The sequence below is a fragment of the Leifsonia sp. NPDC080035 genome (assembly GCF_040050925.1).
Classification (GTDB): Bacteria; Actinomycetota; Actinomycetes; order Actinomycetales; family Microbacteriaceae; genus Leifsonia.
This window is the reverse complement of sequence record NZ_CP157390.1, coordinates 115418-129806: the sequence shown is the minus strand read 5'-3', so window position 1 is coordinate 129806 and position 14389 is coordinate 115418. Positions and strand designations below refer to the sequence as shown.

15 protein-coding genes and 1 riboswitch are annotated in these 14389 nt (G+C 72.5%); of the genes, 7 read left to right on the top strand and 8 right to left on the bottom strand.

Annotated features, from left to right (window positions below):
- Window positions 1–4: 4 nt before the first annotated feature.
- A complete protein-coding gene (locus AAME72_RS00655) occupies window positions 5–418 on the bottom strand; it encodes a TraR/DksA family transcriptional regulator (RefSeq protein WP_348788334.1) in 414 nt (137 codons plus the stop codon).
- A gap of 68 nt (window positions 419–486) precedes the next feature.
- On the opposite strand from AAME72_RS00655, the gene AAME72_RS00650 reads away from it, so the two are divergent.
- Window positions 487–777 (top strand): hypothetical protein, encoded by a 291-nt coding sequence (locus AAME72_RS00650; protein ID WP_348788333.1) that lies wholly within the window; start codon window positions 487–489, stop codon window positions 775–777.
- Window positions 778–798: 21 nt separating this feature from the next.
- On the opposite strand, the gene AAME72_RS00645 is transcribed toward AAME72_RS00650, so the two are convergent.
- From AAME72_RS00645 to AAME72_RS00635, 3 genes are all read right to left on the bottom strand, one after another.
- A complete protein-coding gene (locus AAME72_RS00645) occupies window positions 799–1287 on the bottom strand; it encodes a glutathione peroxidase (RefSeq protein ID WP_348788332.1) in 489 nt (162 codons plus the stop codon).
- Window positions 1288–1385: 98 nt separating this feature from the next.
- Window positions 1386–2306, bottom strand: coding sequence for a rhodanese-like domain-containing protein (locus AAME72_RS00640; protein WP_348788331.1), 921 nt, complete (start codon window positions 2304–2306; stop codon window positions 1386–1388).
- 123 nt (window positions 2307–2429) lie between these two features.
- Window positions 2430–3815, bottom strand: coding sequence for an L-serine ammonia-lyase (locus AAME72_RS00635; protein ID WP_348788330.1), 1386 nt, complete (start codon window positions 3813–3815; stop codon window positions 2430–2432).
- Between the two features lie 268 nt (window positions 3816–4083).
- On the opposite strand from AAME72_RS00635, the gene AAME72_RS00630 reads away from it, so the two are divergent.
- The 4 genes from AAME72_RS00630 (at window position 4084) to AAME72_RS00615 (ending at window position 6861) form a co-directional block, all read left to right on the top strand.
- The gene (locus AAME72_RS00630) at window positions 4084–4326 is read left to right on the top strand and encodes a helix-turn-helix domain-containing protein (RefSeq protein WP_348788329.1); all 243 of its coding nucleotides are present in this window, start codon (window positions 4084–4086) and stop codon (window positions 4324–4326) included.
- Window positions 4319–4828 (top strand): Clp protease N-terminal domain-containing protein, encoded by a 510-nt coding sequence (locus AAME72_RS00625; RefSeq protein WP_348788328.1) that lies wholly within the window; start codon window positions 4319–4321, stop codon window positions 4826–4828. The genes AAME72_RS00630 and AAME72_RS00625 overlap by 8 nt, the downstream gene beginning before the upstream one ends.
- A gap of 204 nt (window positions 4829–5032) precedes the next feature.
- Window positions 5033–6046, top strand: a complete 1014-nt coding sequence (locus tag AAME72_RS00620) for an ATP-binding cassette domain-containing protein (RefSeq protein WP_348788327.1) — start codon at window positions 5033–5035, stop codon at window positions 6044–6046.
- Window positions 6043–6861 carry an ABC transporter permease gene (locus AAME72_RS00615; protein WP_348788326.1) on the top strand — a complete coding sequence of 273 codons (819 nt, stop codon included), beginning with the start codon at window positions 6043–6045 and terminating at the stop codon, window positions 6859–6861. The genes AAME72_RS00620 and AAME72_RS00615 overlap by 4 nt, the downstream gene beginning before the upstream one ends.
- 183 nt (window positions 6862–7044) lie before the next feature.
- On the opposite strand, the gene AAME72_RS00610 is transcribed toward AAME72_RS00615, so the two are convergent.
- Complete coding sequence (locus AAME72_RS00610) at window positions 7045–10311, bottom strand: BTAD domain-containing putative transcriptional regulator (RefSeq protein WP_348788325.1); 3267 nt, start codon at window positions 10309–10311, stop codon at window positions 7045–7047.
- 72 nt (window positions 10312–10383) lie between these two features.
- On the opposite strand from AAME72_RS00610, the gene AAME72_RS00605 reads away from it, so the two are divergent.
- A complete protein-coding gene (locus tag AAME72_RS00605; RefSeq protein ID WP_348788324.1) occupies window positions 10384–10965 on the top strand; it encodes a class I SAM-dependent methyltransferase in 582 nt (193 codons plus the stop codon).
- A 31-nt stretch (window positions 10966–10996) separates the two neighbouring features.
- Here the strand turns inward: AAME72_RS00605 and AAME72_RS00600 are convergent, their stop codons facing one another.
- Window positions 10997–11563 (bottom strand): CoA-binding protein, encoded by a 567-nt coding sequence (locus AAME72_RS00600; protein WP_348788323.1) that lies wholly within the window; start codon window positions 11561–11563, stop codon window positions 10997–10999.
- A 2-nt stretch (window positions 11564–11565) separates the two neighbouring features.
- Window positions 11566–12858: an O-acetylhomoserine aminocarboxypropyltransferase/cysteine synthase family protein gene (locus tag AAME72_RS00595; protein ID WP_348788322.1), complete on the bottom strand. Its 1293-nt coding sequence runs from the start codon at window positions 12856–12858 to the stop codon at window positions 11566–11568.
- An 89-nt stretch (window positions 12859–12947) separates the two neighbouring features.
- Window positions 12948–13013, top strand: a riboswitch (guanidine-III (ykkC-III) riboswitch).
- Window positions 13014–13024: 11 nt separating this feature from the next.
- Between AAME72_RS00595 and AAME72_RS00590 the strand changes: the two genes are divergently transcribed.
- The gene (locus tag AAME72_RS00590; protein ID WP_348788321.1) at window positions 13025–13339 is read left to right on the top strand and encodes a multidrug efflux SMR transporter; all 315 of its coding nucleotides are present in this window, start codon (window positions 13025–13027) and stop codon (window positions 13337–13339) included.
- A gap of 24 nt (window positions 13340–13363) precedes the next feature.
- Here AAME72_RS00590 and AAME72_RS00585 read toward each other — a convergent pair whose 3' ends face one another.
- On the bottom strand, window positions 13364–14386 hold the full coding sequence (locus AAME72_RS00585; protein ID WP_348788320.1) for a putative sulfate exporter family transporter: 1023 nt from the start codon (window positions 14384–14386) through the stop codon (window positions 13364–13366).
- Window positions 14387–14389: the final 3 nt, after the last annotated feature.

Sequence of the window (14389 nt, the reverse complement as noted above, 5' to 3'; positions counted from 1 at the left end):
GCGCTCAGCGCTCGGCGGCCACGGCGCAGGAGATGCACAGCTCGGCGGTCGGCCGGGCGCGCAGGCGCGCCTCGCCGATCTGCCGTCCGCAGTGCACGCAGACCCCGTAGACGCCGTCGCGCATCCGTTCGCGTGCGGCCTCGATCGCCGCCAGATCGTCGACCGCGTCGGTGCGCAGCGCCTGCAACCGGCTCCACTCCGAGCTCAGCGTCGGACCCTCGGGGTCGTGCTCGTCGTCCGCCGTCGACTCCGACCGCGACGACAGCAGCGAGCCGAGCGACTCCGCGATGTGCTCCGATTCTGCCAGCCTGCCGTGCTCGCGCTCGTCCAGCAGGCGCGCGAGGTCGGCCAGGGCGCCCTCGCTCAGTGGAAGCTCGCTGAGTCGCAGGCTCGCGGTGTCCAGTGGTTCGGTGTGCATCTGCGCACCCCCTTCGATGCTCGTGTCAGCGTACGCCGGCCGTCGGCGGATCGCCGTAGGCTCGACGCGTGCCTTCGTTCCGTGTAGTGGTCCCCGTCGGACGTCTTCACGCCGGTGTTCCGGCGCCCTCCATCGAGCCGGCGGCGGCCGAGGCCGCGGCGCAGGTCGCCGTGGTGGAGGCGACGAGTGTGGATGTGGTGGCCGGGGAGGCCCGCATCACCGTGCGGTTCACCGCGGACCGGCTGGATGACGCGCTCGCGGTGGCGTTGCACACCGTGCGCGGCATCGACCGGCTGGCCGAGACCGGCTCCTGGCGGCTCACCGAGCGCGTCGGTGGCCGCTGGTTCCGCCGGGCGTGAGCGCCCGCACGCCTGGAGCGCTCAGGCGACCGCCGGCAGCGACTCCTCGATCAGCCCCACGATCGCCGGATCGTCCGGTTCCGTCGTCGGGCGGAACCGGTGCACGGCGCCATCCGGCGTGATCACGAACTTCTCGAAGTTCCACTTGATCTTGCCGGCCTTGCCCTCGGCGTCCGGGTGCGTCGTCAGCTCCGCGTAGAGCGGGTGCGCCGACCGGCCGTTCAGCCGGACCTTCTCCATCATCGGGAACGTGACTCCCCAGGTGGTGGAACAGTACTCCTTGATGGCGTCCGTCGAGCTCAGCTCCTGCAGGAACTGGTTGCTCGGGAAGCCGATCACCGTGAAGCCGCGGGCGCCGTACGTCTCCTGCAGGCGCTCCAGCTTCTCGTACTGCGGTGCGAGTCCGCAGCGCGAGGCGACGTTGACGACGAGGACGACCTTGCCCGCGTACTGCGCGAGGGAGGTGGGTTCGCCGTCGATGGTGTGGAACGGGATGTCCATCAGGCTCATGCTGCGAGCCTACGTCGCGCCCGGCTGAGCGTCCCCTGGATTCGGTGAAGTGTCAGCAATCGGCGGGGACGCCGCAACCCCGGGGTGCGGCGATGCCGCTACGCCGCCACGCTCGCGAGCGGAGCGGCCGGATCGGACACCCACTCGCTCAGCGAGCCGTCGTAGACGGTGACGTCGTCGCGGCCGAGCAGGGCGAGAGCGAGCGCGTCCGCGGCGGCGGCGATGCCGGCTCCGCAGTACGCGATCACCGGATCCGGCGAGGCGAGCACGTCCGCGAAGACCGCGCGCAGCTCGGCGCGCGGCAGGAAGGTGTTCGTCGCGCGGTCCACCAGGCGCACGGCGGGCGTGCTGATGCTGCCGGGGATGTGGCGTGCGGCGAAGTCGCGCGGCGGCGTCCCGCAGATCAGGGTCGCGGGTCGCTCGCCGCTCAGGATGGCCTCGACATCGGTCCTGTCGCTCCAGAATCCGTCGCGCTCCTCGGCGGCGAACGGGACGTCGGCGGGCACGGAGGCGGCGAGCCCCGACTCCACCGGGCGCTCCTCCGCGGTCCACGCGACCGAGCCGCCGTCGAGCACCGCGACGCGGTCGTGCCCGAATGAGCGGAACAGCCACCACAGCCGTGACGCCCACTGCCCGACCGCGCCGTCGTAGACGACGACCGTGGTGTCCGGCCCGACGCCCGCCGCCGTCGCCGCGGCGGCGAACGCCCCCGCAGTCGGCCGGGTGAACGGGTGCTCGGCGTCCGGGTCGCTGAACGCGCGGAGGAGGTCGGCGAACCGTGCACCCGGGATGTGCGCCTCCTCGTGCCGGAGGCGTCCGCTGCCGTAGGTCGGGCGGCCGTCGGCGCCGGTCGCGGGGACGACGCTCGCGTCGAGGACGACCAGGCCCTCCGCCCCCAGGTGGTCGGCGAGCCACTGCGTGGAGACCAGGGGGCCGGCGATGCCGGCGTCGATCGCCGATGCCGTCGCGGTCGGTGTCGCGGTCGCGGTCTGCCGGGTCTGCTCTGCTTCGTGGCTCATGCGCACCAAGCTAGCGGCGACCCCCGACGCCGCCCACGGGCGCCGCAACCCGGCGTAACGCGACGCCGGCGCGACGCCGGCCTGTCGTCGCGCGCCCGCTGGGCCGCTGCGCGCCCGGCCGGGTCAGCACTCGATGACGTTGACGGCGAGCCCGCCCTCGCTCGTCTCCTTGTACTTGGTGGACATGTCCAGCCCGGTCTGCCGCATGGTCTCGATGACGGTGTCCAGCGAGACGAGGTGGGAGCCGTCGCCGTGCAGCGCGAGCCGGGCGGCGGAGACGGCGGTGGACGACGCGATGGCGTTGCGCTCGATGCACGGGATCTGCACCAGGCCGCCCACGGGGTCGCAGGTGAGGCCGAGGTGGTGCTCCATCGCGATCTCCGCCGCGTTCTCGACCTGGTGCGGCGTGCCGCCGAGCACGGCGCACAGCGCACCGGCCGCCATGGCGCACGCCGAGCCGACCTCGGCCTGGCAGCCGCCCTCGGCGCCGGAGATGGAGGCGTTGGCCTTGAAGAGGGAGCCGATCGCGGTCGCGGTCAGCAGATACTTGCGGATGCCGTCGAGGGAGGCGCCCGGCACGAAGCGCAGGTAGTAGTGCGCGACGGCGGGCACGATCCCGGCCGCGCCGTTGGTGGGCGCCGTGACGACACGGCCGCCCGACGCGTTCTCCTCGTTGACGGCCAGCGCGAACGCGTGCAGCCACTCCAGCGCTGTCGCGCGGCCCGGGTCGTCCTGCACGCTCTCCAGGTGCTCGCGCATCGCCGCGGCCCTGCGCTTGACGCCGAGACCGCCCGGAAGCGTCCCGTCGCCCGCGAGCCCGCGCGAGACGCACTCGGCCATCGCCTCCCAGATCAGGTCGAGCCGGGCGTCGGTCGCCTCCGCGCCGTGCAGTGCCACCTCGTTCCGGCGGGCCACTTCGCAGATCGGGATGTCGAGCCGCGCGCAGATGTCCAGCAGTTCGACGGCGGAGTCGTAGGGGAGCGGGTGGGACGCGCGCGCCGCGAGCTCCGCCTCCTCGCCGTCGCGGCGGATGAAGCCGCCGCCGATGGAGTAGTAGGTCTCCTCGAACAGCGGCAGCGGCTCGCGGGAGCCGTCGGCGGAGCGGCCCCACGCGCGCAGGGTCAGGGCGTTCGGGTGTCCGGGCAGCCGGGTGCGCGGTTCGAAGTCGATGTCTGCCCGGGAGAGGGGGATGCTGCGCACCGCCGCGAGCAGCAGCGTCCCGTCGTCGCCGAGGTCCGACCACGCGCCGCGGACGTCCTCCGGCCGGCAGTTCTCCGGGACCAGACCGCGGAGCCCGGCGACGACGGCGTCCGGCGTTCCGTGGCCGATCCCGGTCGAGCCGAGGGAGCCGTAGAGGGTGCAGGTGACCTGGTCGACGCGGTCGACGATGCCCTGCTCGACCAGCCGGTCCGCGAACGCTTTGGCGGCCCGCAAGGGTCCGACGGTGTGCGAACTCGAGGGGCCGATGCCGATCGAGAACAGGTCGAAGGCGGAGACGTACGCTGTCACTTCTCCAGTCTACGTCGCGTGCTACGCGCGATTCCGGCGTCACGGCGCGCATCCGCGCACGATTCCTGCGCGGCTCCGGGGGCGACTGATGGGAGCGGATGGCCCCACTTGTTCGTCGCTCGGTGTCGCATCCATTCGTCACGAATGTGCGGGGTTCGTCACGACCGGCGCCCATTCGTGACGAAGCGGGAGCGGGGAGGCGGCGCATGGCTCGACGAAACGAGCAACCTCGGTTGACAAATCGAAATAGGCAACTATGGTTGCTTGTATGACCCCACCAACCAGCACGCCGGATCCGCTGGGCGGCCCCGCGGACGGCCTCGCCGCCGTCATCGCGCTGCGCGAGCTGGCCGACCGTCTCGAAGACGCCGAGGTCGAGCGCGCGCTGCGCGAGGGCTGGACCTGGTCGCAGATCGCCGACGCGCTCGGCATCACCCGCCAGGCCGTCCACAAGAAGCACCTGCGCCGCGTCGCCGCGGCCGGCGTCGTCCTGAGGAGACGCAATGTCTGAGACCACCCCCGGCACCGCCAACAACGCCCCAGGGCAGCCGCTCTCCCGGCGGCTGCGAGAGCTCATCGTCCGCGCCGTCGCGGAGGCGCAGAACCGCAACGCCTCGCTCGTCGAGGCCGAGCACCTGCTCCTCGCCCTCACCACGGCGGAGGACTCGCCCGTCCAGGCCGTCCTCGCCCAGGCGGGACTCGACACAGCCGGGGTCGACGCCGCCCTCTCCGCCGAGCGCGCGGCGAGCCTACGCGTCGCCGGCGTCGAGCCGCTGCCCGCCGAGCGCCTCGTCGCCTCTCCACGGGTGACGCGTCCGCGCTGGGGGGCATCCGCCAAGGACGTGCTCGTGCGCGCCCACAAGGCCGCCGCGGCCCAGCGTCGCCAGCGCTCCGCCGAGATCGACCTGCTCGCCGGCCTCTTCGCCCTCGAGCTCGGCACGGTCCCGCGTGCGCTCACGCTCGCCGGCGTCGACCGGCCCGGCCTCCTCGCCGCCGCCCGACGCGCCGCCTGACCCGCACCGTCTGACCCGCACCGCCACGCCGCCGAGTGCGCAGAAAGTCGCGCGAAAGCACGCGAGTACGTAGAGAATCCGCGTACTCGGCGGCTGCTTACGGCCGCTTACACGCGGGGGCGGGGGGTGTAAGCGGGGTGTGAGGGCGGTGTAAGGGCGACCCGGCAGCATCGCAGAGTACCCATCCACCCAGGAAGGACCACCATGACTTCACGCACCGAGTGGGCCGTCGAAGCCCACGGGCTCGTCAAGGTCTTCGGCGACAACCGCGCGGTCGACGGCGTCGACCTGAACGTCCGCGCCGGCACCGTCTACGGCGTCCTCGGGCCGAACGGCGCCGGGAAGACCACCACCATCTCTATGCTCGCCACCCTGCTCCGGCCGGACGGCGGGGATGCCTACATCTTCGGTCACGACATCCGGAGGGAGCAGCAGATCGTCCGGCAGCTCCTCGGCGTCACGGCCCAGTTCGCGTCCGTCGACGAGACGCTCTCCGCCAACGAGAACCTGATGATCTTCGGGAGGCTGCTCGGCCTGAGCGGCCGCGAGGCGAAGCGGAAGACCGCGGAGCTGCTCGAGGAGTTCGGGCTGACCGAGGCGGCGAAGCGCCCGCTGAAGAAGTTCTCCGGCGGGATGCGCCGCCGCCTCGACCTGGCCGCGAGCCTCATCGCCCAGCCGCCCCTCATCTTCCTCGACGAGCCGACGACCGGCCTCGACCCGCGCACCCGCGCGCAGATGTGGGACACCATCCGCCGCCTGGTCGCCACCGGCTCCACCGTGCTGCTCACCACGCAGTACCTGGACGAGGCCGACCAGCTGGCCGACCGCATCGCGGTCATCGACCGCGGCCGCGTCGTCGCCGAGGGCACCGGCGACGAACTGAAGTCCTCCGTCGGCGACTCCTCGCTGCAGCTGCGGCTCACCGACCCCGCCGACATCGAGGACGCCCGCAGGGCGATCTCCGCGGTGCTCGGCGTCGAGGCGGTCGTCTCCCCGGAGGGCTCGCGCCTCACCGCGCCGATGCGCGACGCGGACGCGGTCACCGACCTGTTCGTCACGTTCCGCGAGGCGGGCATCCACCTGGCGGAGATGTCCGTCCAGAAGCCGACCCTCGACGAGGTGTTCCTCACCCTCACCGGTCACGGCGTCGAAGAGGAGACGGCGGACGAGTCCGCCGGCGACGAGAAGTCCGTCGCATCGGAAGGAGTCCGGGCATGAGCGCCATCGCCACCATCACGCCGCCGTCGGAGCGGAACCTCAAGAACCACGTCAGCCTCTCCCAGACGCTGGCGAACACCCTGACCATGGCCCGCCGCGGGCTGCTGAAGATCAAGCGGACGCCGGAGCAGCTCTTCGACGTCACGCTGCAGCCGATCATCTTCACGCTGATGTTCGCGCTGCTGTTCGGCGGCGCGATCGCGGGCAACGTGCAGAACTACCTGCCCGCGCTGATCCCCGGCATCCTGGCGCAGACCGTCATCACGACCTCCGTCGTCACCGGCGTCCAGCTGCGCGAGGACATGGACAAGGGCGTGTTCGACCGCTTCAAATCCATGCCGATCGCCCGCATCGCGCCGCTCTCCGGTGCGCTGCTCGCCGACACGCTGCGCTACGCGATCGCCACCGCGATCACCTTCATCACCGGCTTCTTCATGGGCTACCGGCCCGCGGCCGGCCTCGGCTTCGTCATCCTCGCCGGACTGCTCGTGATCGTCTCGGCGTGGGCGATCAGCTGGATCTTCGCCTTCTTCGGCGTGATCGCCCGCACGGCGGGATCGGTCCAGGGCATCTCGTTCCTGGTGCTGTTCCCGCTGACGTTCTTCTCGAACGCGTTCGTGCCGGTGGACACGATGCCGGACTGGCTGCAGTCGTTCGTGAACGTCAACCCGGTCTCGCACCTGGTCACGGCGGTCCGCGACCTCGCCAACAACGGCACCTTCGGCGCCGACGGCTGGTGGGCGCTGCTCGGCGCCGCGGTCATCGTCGCGGTGTTCGCGCCGCTCACGGTGCGCGCCTACATGCGGAAGGCCTAGCCTCCCGCTCCCGGACGGCGGCCGTCGCACCCCTGCGGAGGGGGAGCGGCGGCCGCTTCGCGCGCTCGGACGGCGGCCGGACGCCGGCTGGGCCGCCGAGCACAGGAGAAGTGTCGCGAACCGCCCGGATTCGTGACCTTTTTCCTGTGCTCGCCGGCCAGCGGCGGCGCCGAGGGCCAGCGGCTACGCGCGGACGGAGGAGAGGAGGGCGAGGCCGCGGGTCGCCGCCTCCTCGCGGGAGAGCGCCTCGACGGCGGTGAGCGCGGCCTCGAGTCCCGCGTCGCCGTGGACGCGGCGGATGCGCTCCGCCAGCCGCTCGCGGTTCAGCGTCGGCAGGTCCTGCCGGGAGCTCGACCGGGACGCCAGCGCGAACAGCTCCAGCCCGGCCGCGACCCAGTCGGCGTCTCGGGATGCGGCGGTCGCCGGGTCGAGCATCCAGATCGCGTAGCCGATCAGGCCGGTGCCGACCACCGGCTTGTCCAGGTAACTGGGGTTCAGCCGGGAGCCCACCAGGACCCGCAGCCGCAGCCGGCGGGCGTGCTCGTCGGTCTCCGCGCGGTCCACGACGCCCGGCTGCTCCTCGTGGGCGCGCAACCGGGCCGCGACGTCGGCCGTGCCGAGGATGGTCAGCCACGGGTTCGCGACCACCTCGCGCTCGGCGACCGCTTCGTCGGTGTACACGCCGATCGCCTCGCCGTAGAGCCGGACGCCCTCCGCCAGATCGCCCTCGGCCAGCGCGATCTCCGCCATCCCCGAGTAGCCGATGCCGTAGTAGTCGACGTAGTCGAACCCCGTGCGGTCGACGTCGTCCGTCAGGTAGTTCTCCAGCAGCGCCCTGCCGCGCGCGAGGTCGCCCTCGGCGATCGAGTTGATCGCGATCAACCAGTCCAGCTGCCGCAGGTCGCCCGTCGCCTGCAGTAGCACGATGCCCTCGTGCGCACGCTCTGCCCACTCCAGCGCCTCGGCCGGATGCGCGAGCTGGCTGTGCAGCTGGGCGATGCCCTGCGCCGCCGTGGCCATCGACCAGGTGTCGCCGGCCTCGACCGCGAAGCGGTAGGCGCGCCCCGCGGTCTCCAGCGCCGTATCGAGCTCGCCCGCGTTCTCCTGCAGCTGCCCGGTCAGGAGGTTGCCCATCGCCGCCTGCTCCGGGTCGCTCGACCTGCTGTACTCCTCCAGCAGTCGCAGCCCCGGCTCCACGTGCCCGGCCGCCATCACCAGGCCGGCGATCGCCGACAGGCGGGCGTCCGTGAACGGGCGCCCGCGGCTCAGGCGCTTCAGCCGCACGATGGCGCGGACGGCCGTGCGGAGCCCCGCGAACAGGAACGTGCCGCCGATCATCGTGTAGCAGGCGGCCGCCGCATCGCGATCCGCGTCCTCCGGCTGCCAGCCCTCCAGGGCCTGGAGGACCGTGGCGCCGAAGCCGAGCACCTCGGAGTGCGCGCTGCGCAGCGACCAGTAATAGGCGAGCAGAGCGAAGACGGACGCGACCGTGCGCGGCCTGCCGCCGTCGAGCGCCGAGCGCAGCACGCCGACGAGGTTGTCCTGCTCGGCGGTGACCCTGCCGAATGTCGCCACCTGCTCGTGGCCGTGCATGCGGGCGAGTGCGTCCCGAGAGAACGCGATCGCCCACTCGTCCATCCCCTCGAGCACCTCGGCGCCGTCGCCCGCCGCCTCCAGCTCACGGTCGCCGAACTCGCGGACGGTCTCCAGCATCCGGTACCGCAGGATGCCGGTGTCCGGGTCCTCGCTCACGCCGACGAGGGACTGCGCCACCAGCGCGTCCAGGTCGTCGAGCACCGAGTCGGCGCCTGTCCCGGCGACCGCTTCGGCCGCCTCGGCGCTGAAGCCGTCCGGGAAGCGGGAGAGCCGGCGGAGCAGGCGCTGCTCCGAGGAGCCGAGGAGGTTCCAGCTCCAGTCGATCACGGCGAAGAGGGTGCGATGCCGTTCGGGAGCGGTGCGCTCGCCGCCGGTCAACAGCGCGAACCGGTTCCCCAGCCGCCGCTCGACCTCCTCGACCGACATGGACCGCGTGCGCGCCGCCGCGAGCTCGATCGCAAGCGGAAGCCCGTCGAGCCGCGAGCAGAGCCGGGCGACGGCGTCCGGCGGCAGCACGACCCCGGGTCGCGCAGCGCGGGCGCGCTCGGTGAACAGCGCGACGGCAGGGCCGTCCGCCTCGGCGGGCAGCGGTTCGAGGGCGTAGACGCGTTCTGCGCCGATGGCGAGCGGCGCGCGACTGGTGGCGAGGACCCGGACGCCGGCCGTGGAGTCGAGGACGTCCGAGATGTACGCGGCCGCCGCATCCACGATGTGCTCGCAGTTGTCGACGATCAGCAGCGTCTCGCGCTCGGAGAGGACGCCGAGGATGCGCGAGCGCAGATCCAGCATCGCGCCCGGCTCGTTCGGGCGTGCGGTGCGCGCCTCCCGGATGCCGAGGGTGGAGGCGAACGCCAGCGAGAGGTCCTCCCCGGTGCGCACGCTGGCCAGCTCGACCACGATGACCGCGGGAGTGTGCACCGCGCGGCGACCGACCTCCTGCGCCAGCCGGGTCTTGCCGAGACCGCCGGCGCCGAGCACGGTCGTCAGTCTGGACGTCGCGACCAGGTCCTCCACGGCCTGCAGGTCGTACTCGCGGCCGATCAGCTCGTTCGGCGCGGTGCGCAGCCCGATCCGCACGCGGCGGGGCGCGGCGGCCTCGCGGTCGTCGTCCTCCGCGAGCAGCTCGGCGTTGAAGGCGACGAGTGCCGGCCCTGGACGGGTCCCCAGCCGGTCGAGGAGCGCCTCCTTCACCTCGGCGAACGCGAGCAGTGCCTCGCTGCGCCGGCCCGCTGCGGCCAGCGCGCGCATCCGTTCCAGCTGCAGCGTCTCGTTCAGCGGGTTCTCCGCGACCAGCGGCTGCAGGTCGGCCAGGGCGGCGGTCGCGTCCCCCGTCGCGCGGTGCGCCCGGGCGCGCAGCAGCAGCAGCTCCGAGCGGAGCGCGGCGGCGGTGGCCGCAAGCTCGGACGCCAAGGGGCTGCCGCCGAGCTCGCGGCCCGGCTCGCCACGCCAGAGCGCGAGTCCGTCGCTCGCCGCGCGCACGGCGGCGGCCGCATCCCCGGCGGCCTCGGCGTCGCGGGCGGCCTCGGCGCAGCGCCGCGCCAGCCCGAGGTCGGTGTCCTCCGGCTCCACGGCGAGCGCATACCCGCTCGGTGTCGAGGTGAGCAGGCCGTCGGCGCTCGCGGTCCGGACGCGCGAGACGAGCGTCTGCAGTGCCGCGCGCTCCTGCCGGGGCGGTGCGTCGTCCCACAGGTCGGAGACGAGGGAGGAGACGGAGAGGCCGCCGCGCGCGAGCACGAGCGCGACGATCAGGCTCTTGCCGAGCGCTCCCGCCGGCTCGCTCAGCCGCCCGGCGCGGTCCTCGACGAGCACCGGGCCGAGCACGGCGATGCGGGGCGAGGGAGGCGCGGGATCCACTCGCCGATCTTAGCCAGCGCGCAACCCGGCGCGCTTCCCCGCGCGCCGCTTCCCGCGCGTAGGCTCGCAGGCATGGCGTTCGACTGGTCGCAGTTCTACGAGAAGCAGGGCGGCCGCGGCGTGCGTCCGACGTTCGAGACCGCACTGGACGCGTGGGACGACGCCCCCGGCTTCGCGATCGACCTCGGCTGCGGTGACGGCGTCGAGACGCGTGCGCTCGCCGAGCGCGGCTGGCGGGTGCTCGCGGTCGACGCCGACGAGGGGGTCGCGGATAGGGTCCTCTCCGGACTGTCCCCAGCGGATGCGGCCCGTGTCGAGGCACGGAGCGCCCCGTTCGAGTCACTCGGCGAGCTGCCGGCGGCCGACCTGGTCTACGCCGGCTTCGCCCTGCCGTTCTGCGAGCCGGGGCACTTCCCGTACCTCTGGGCGGACATCCGCGACGCGCTCAACCCCGGCGGTCTGTTCGCCGGTGAGCTGTTCGGCCCGCACGACGAGTGGTTCGGCCGTCCCGGCATGAACTTCCACGACCGCGCCGGAGTGGAGGGGATGCTCGCCGGCATGGACGTGCTCACGCTCGCCGAGGACGACCGTCGCGGGATGTCGTTCGAGGGCCCCAAGCACTGGCACGTCTTCCACATCGTCGCCCGCGCCTGAGCCGGCCCGTCTCGGCCGCCGGGGCGCCGCGTCAGCGGATGGTCTTGCGGGCGGTGATCTGACCGGTGTCGAAGCCGAGCAGGTGCAGGCCGCCGTGGAACCGGGCGTGCTCGATCTTGATGCAGCGGTCCATGACGACGGTCAGGCCCTTCGACTCGCCGTACTCCGCGGCCTCCTGGTTCCAGATGCCGAGCTGCACCCACACCGTCGGCGCGCCGACCGCGATGGCCTCGTCGATGACGGCCGGGATGTCCGACGGCTTGCGGAACACGTCCACGATGTCCGGGACCTCGGGCAGCGACGCCAGGTCGGGGTAGGCCTTCTCGCCGAGGATCGTGTCGGCGTTCGGGTTCACGAAGTACACCCGGAAGTCGCTCGACTGCTGCAGGTAGGTGCCGACGAAGTAACTGGAGCGGGCGGGGTTCGGCGATGCGCCGACGATGGCGACCGACTTCGCACCACGCAGGATGCGCAGCCGCTCCTTCGCGTCAGGGCCGACCCAGGTGCGCTGCGACTTCAGCAGCTTGGCGAGCGGCGAGTCGGCGGGCAGCGAGCAGCTCAGCCCGTTGACCAGCTGGACCTCGGTGGTGTCGGTCATCGTCACGCCTCCTTCACGGCCTCGGTCAGTGCCTGGTCGAGATCGTAGATGATGTCGTCCACATCCTCGATGCCGACGCTGATGCGCACGACGCCGGGCAGCACGCCCGCGTCGAGCAGCTGCTGCTCGGTGAGCTGCGCGTGCGTGGTGGATGCGGGATGGATGACGAGCGTCTTCGCGTCGCCGATGTTCGCCAGGTGGCTGGCCAGGTTCACCGACTCGATGAACCTCTGGCCGACCGCGCGTCCGCCCTTCACGACGAAGCTGAACACACTGCCCGCGCCCTTCGGCAGATACTTCTGCGCGCGGTCGTGGTGCGGGTGCTCCGGCAGCCCGGCCCAGAAGACCTTCTCGATGCGCGGGTCGGCGTCCAGCCACTGGGCGACGGCGCGGGCGTTGTCCACGTGCGCCTGGATGCGGTACGGCAGCGTCTCGACACCCTGGGCGAGCAGGAAGGCGGAGTGCGGGGCGAGCACCGGGCCGATGTCGCGCAGCTGCTCGGCCCGCAGCCGCGTGAGGAACGCGTACTCGCCGAAGTTGCCCGACCACTGCAGGCCGCCGTAGGAGGGCACCGGCTGGCCGAACAGCGGGAACTTCTCGGTGTGCCAGTCGAAGCGTCCGCTCTCGACGACCACGCCGCCGAGGGTCGAGCCGTGGCCGCCCAGGAACTTGGTGGCCGAGTGGATGACGACGTCCGCCCCCCACTCGATCGGCCGGTTGAGGTACGGCGTCGCGATGGTGGAGTCGATGATGAGCGGGATTCCTGCCGCGTGCGCGACCTCGGCGAGCCCTTCGATGTCGGCGATCTCGCCGGACGGGTTCGCGATGGTCTCGGCGAACAGTAGCTTGGTCTTGTCGGTGATCGCGGCAGCGTAGTCGGCCGGGTCGGCGCTCTGGACGAACGTCGTCTCGACCCCGAACCGGCGCAGCGTCACGTCGAGCTGCGTGATCGAGCCGCCGTAGAGGTTCGCGGAGGCGACGATGTGGTCGCCCGCCCCGGCGAGCGAGGCGAAGGTGATGTACTGCGCGCTCAGACCGCTCGCGGTGGCGACGGCGCCGAGGCCCCCCTCGAGGCTGGCGATGCGCTCCTCGAACGAGGCGACCGTCGGGTTCGCGAGGCGGGAGTAGATGTTGCCGTACTTCTGCAGGGCGAACCGCGCCGCCGCATCCGCCGTGTCGTCGAACACGAACGCGCTGGTCTGGTAGATCGGCAGGGCGCGCGCGCCGGTGACGGGGTCGGGGATGTTGCCCGCGTGGATCGCACGCGTGCGGAAGCCATATTCGCGATCTGCCATGCGGCAACGCTACCGGAGCGGTGCGCCCGGGCTCCGGCCGTCCGGGCGGCGCGCGTAACACTCCGCAACGATGTTTTGATACACTTGTGCTAGATCGCCGTTCCGGCGGTCCCGGACGACGGTTCAGTACCCGGTGAGCGACAAGACTGGCCAAGGAGTCGTGACCGTGTCCTGGATCGTCCTCATCCTCTCCGGCGTGCTCGAAGCCGTCTGGGCGACCGCCCTCGGGAAGTCGGCCGGGTTCACCCGGCTGTGGCCGAGCGTCGTCTTCGTCGTCGGGCTGCTGGCATCGATGGCGGGCCTCGCCTACGCCATGCGCGAGATCTCGACCGGCACCGCCTACGCGGTCTGGGTCGGGATCGGGGCCGCGCTGACCGTGCTCTACGCCATGTTCTTCGGCGGCGACGGCTTCTCCGTCGTGAAGCTGCTGCTCATCCTCGGTCTGGTCGGCTGCGTCGTCGGGCTCAAGCTCGTGCACTGATCCGCATGGCGCCCCACCGCGGCGTCAGGCCGACAGCCGGACCGCGACGAGTGCGAGCGCCGCGATCAGCGCCCAGGAGAGCAGGCCGGTGGCCAGGGCGCGCCAGCCGGTGCCGACCAGCGAGCGAAGCCGCACGGCCGTTCCCAGCCCGAACAGCGCCACCGCCAGCAGCGCCGTCTGCAGGGCGTCCGCCCCGTCCGTCACCACGGCCGGGAGCGGGATGAACGAGCGGATCAGCACGGCGGCGATGAACCCGGCGACGAACAGCGGGACGATCGGCGGACGCTTGACGCTCGGGTCGCCCGCCACGTGGCGCCGGCGCTCGCCCACGGCCGCGATCGCGACCGTGGGCGCGAGCATCAGCACGCGGGTCAGCTTCACCACGAGGGCGACCGCGAGCGCGCCGGAGCCGGCGATCTGGGCGGTTGCGACCACCTGCCCGACATCGTGGACGCCGCCGCCCACCCAGTGCCCGAACTGCAACGGGGTGAGGCCCAGTGGATGCCACAGCAGCGGCAGCACGAAGATCGCGAGCGTCCCGCACAGCGTGACGAGCGCGACCGGTGTCGCCGCCTCCTCGTCCTTCGGCTTCACCACGCCGCTCATCGCGCCGATCGCCGAGGCCCCGCAGATGGAGAACCCGGTGGCGATCAGAAGCGGCTGGTGTCCGGGCAGCCGGAACAGCCGCCCGATCGCGAAGGTGCCCGCGAAGCCGAGCACGACGATCCCGATCGTGGTGAGGATGGTGACCCAGCCGAGCGAGGCGATGTCGCCGAGGCTCAGCTTCAGCCCGAGCAGCACGACGCCGATCCGCATCAGCCGCTTGGCGCTGAGCGAGAGGCCGGGCGCGAGCACGCCGGTGACCGCGGCCCGGGCCGCCGGCAGCTGGCCGACCACGATCCCGAGGACGACCGCGGCGGTCAGCAGTGGCACGGCCGGGACGAGCCAGTGGACGCCCCAGGCGACCGCTGCCGCGACCGCCGCCACGGCGACCCCGGGAAGCCAGGGGATCCCGGTGCGGACGGCGGGGGAGGCGGACGGACTCACCCG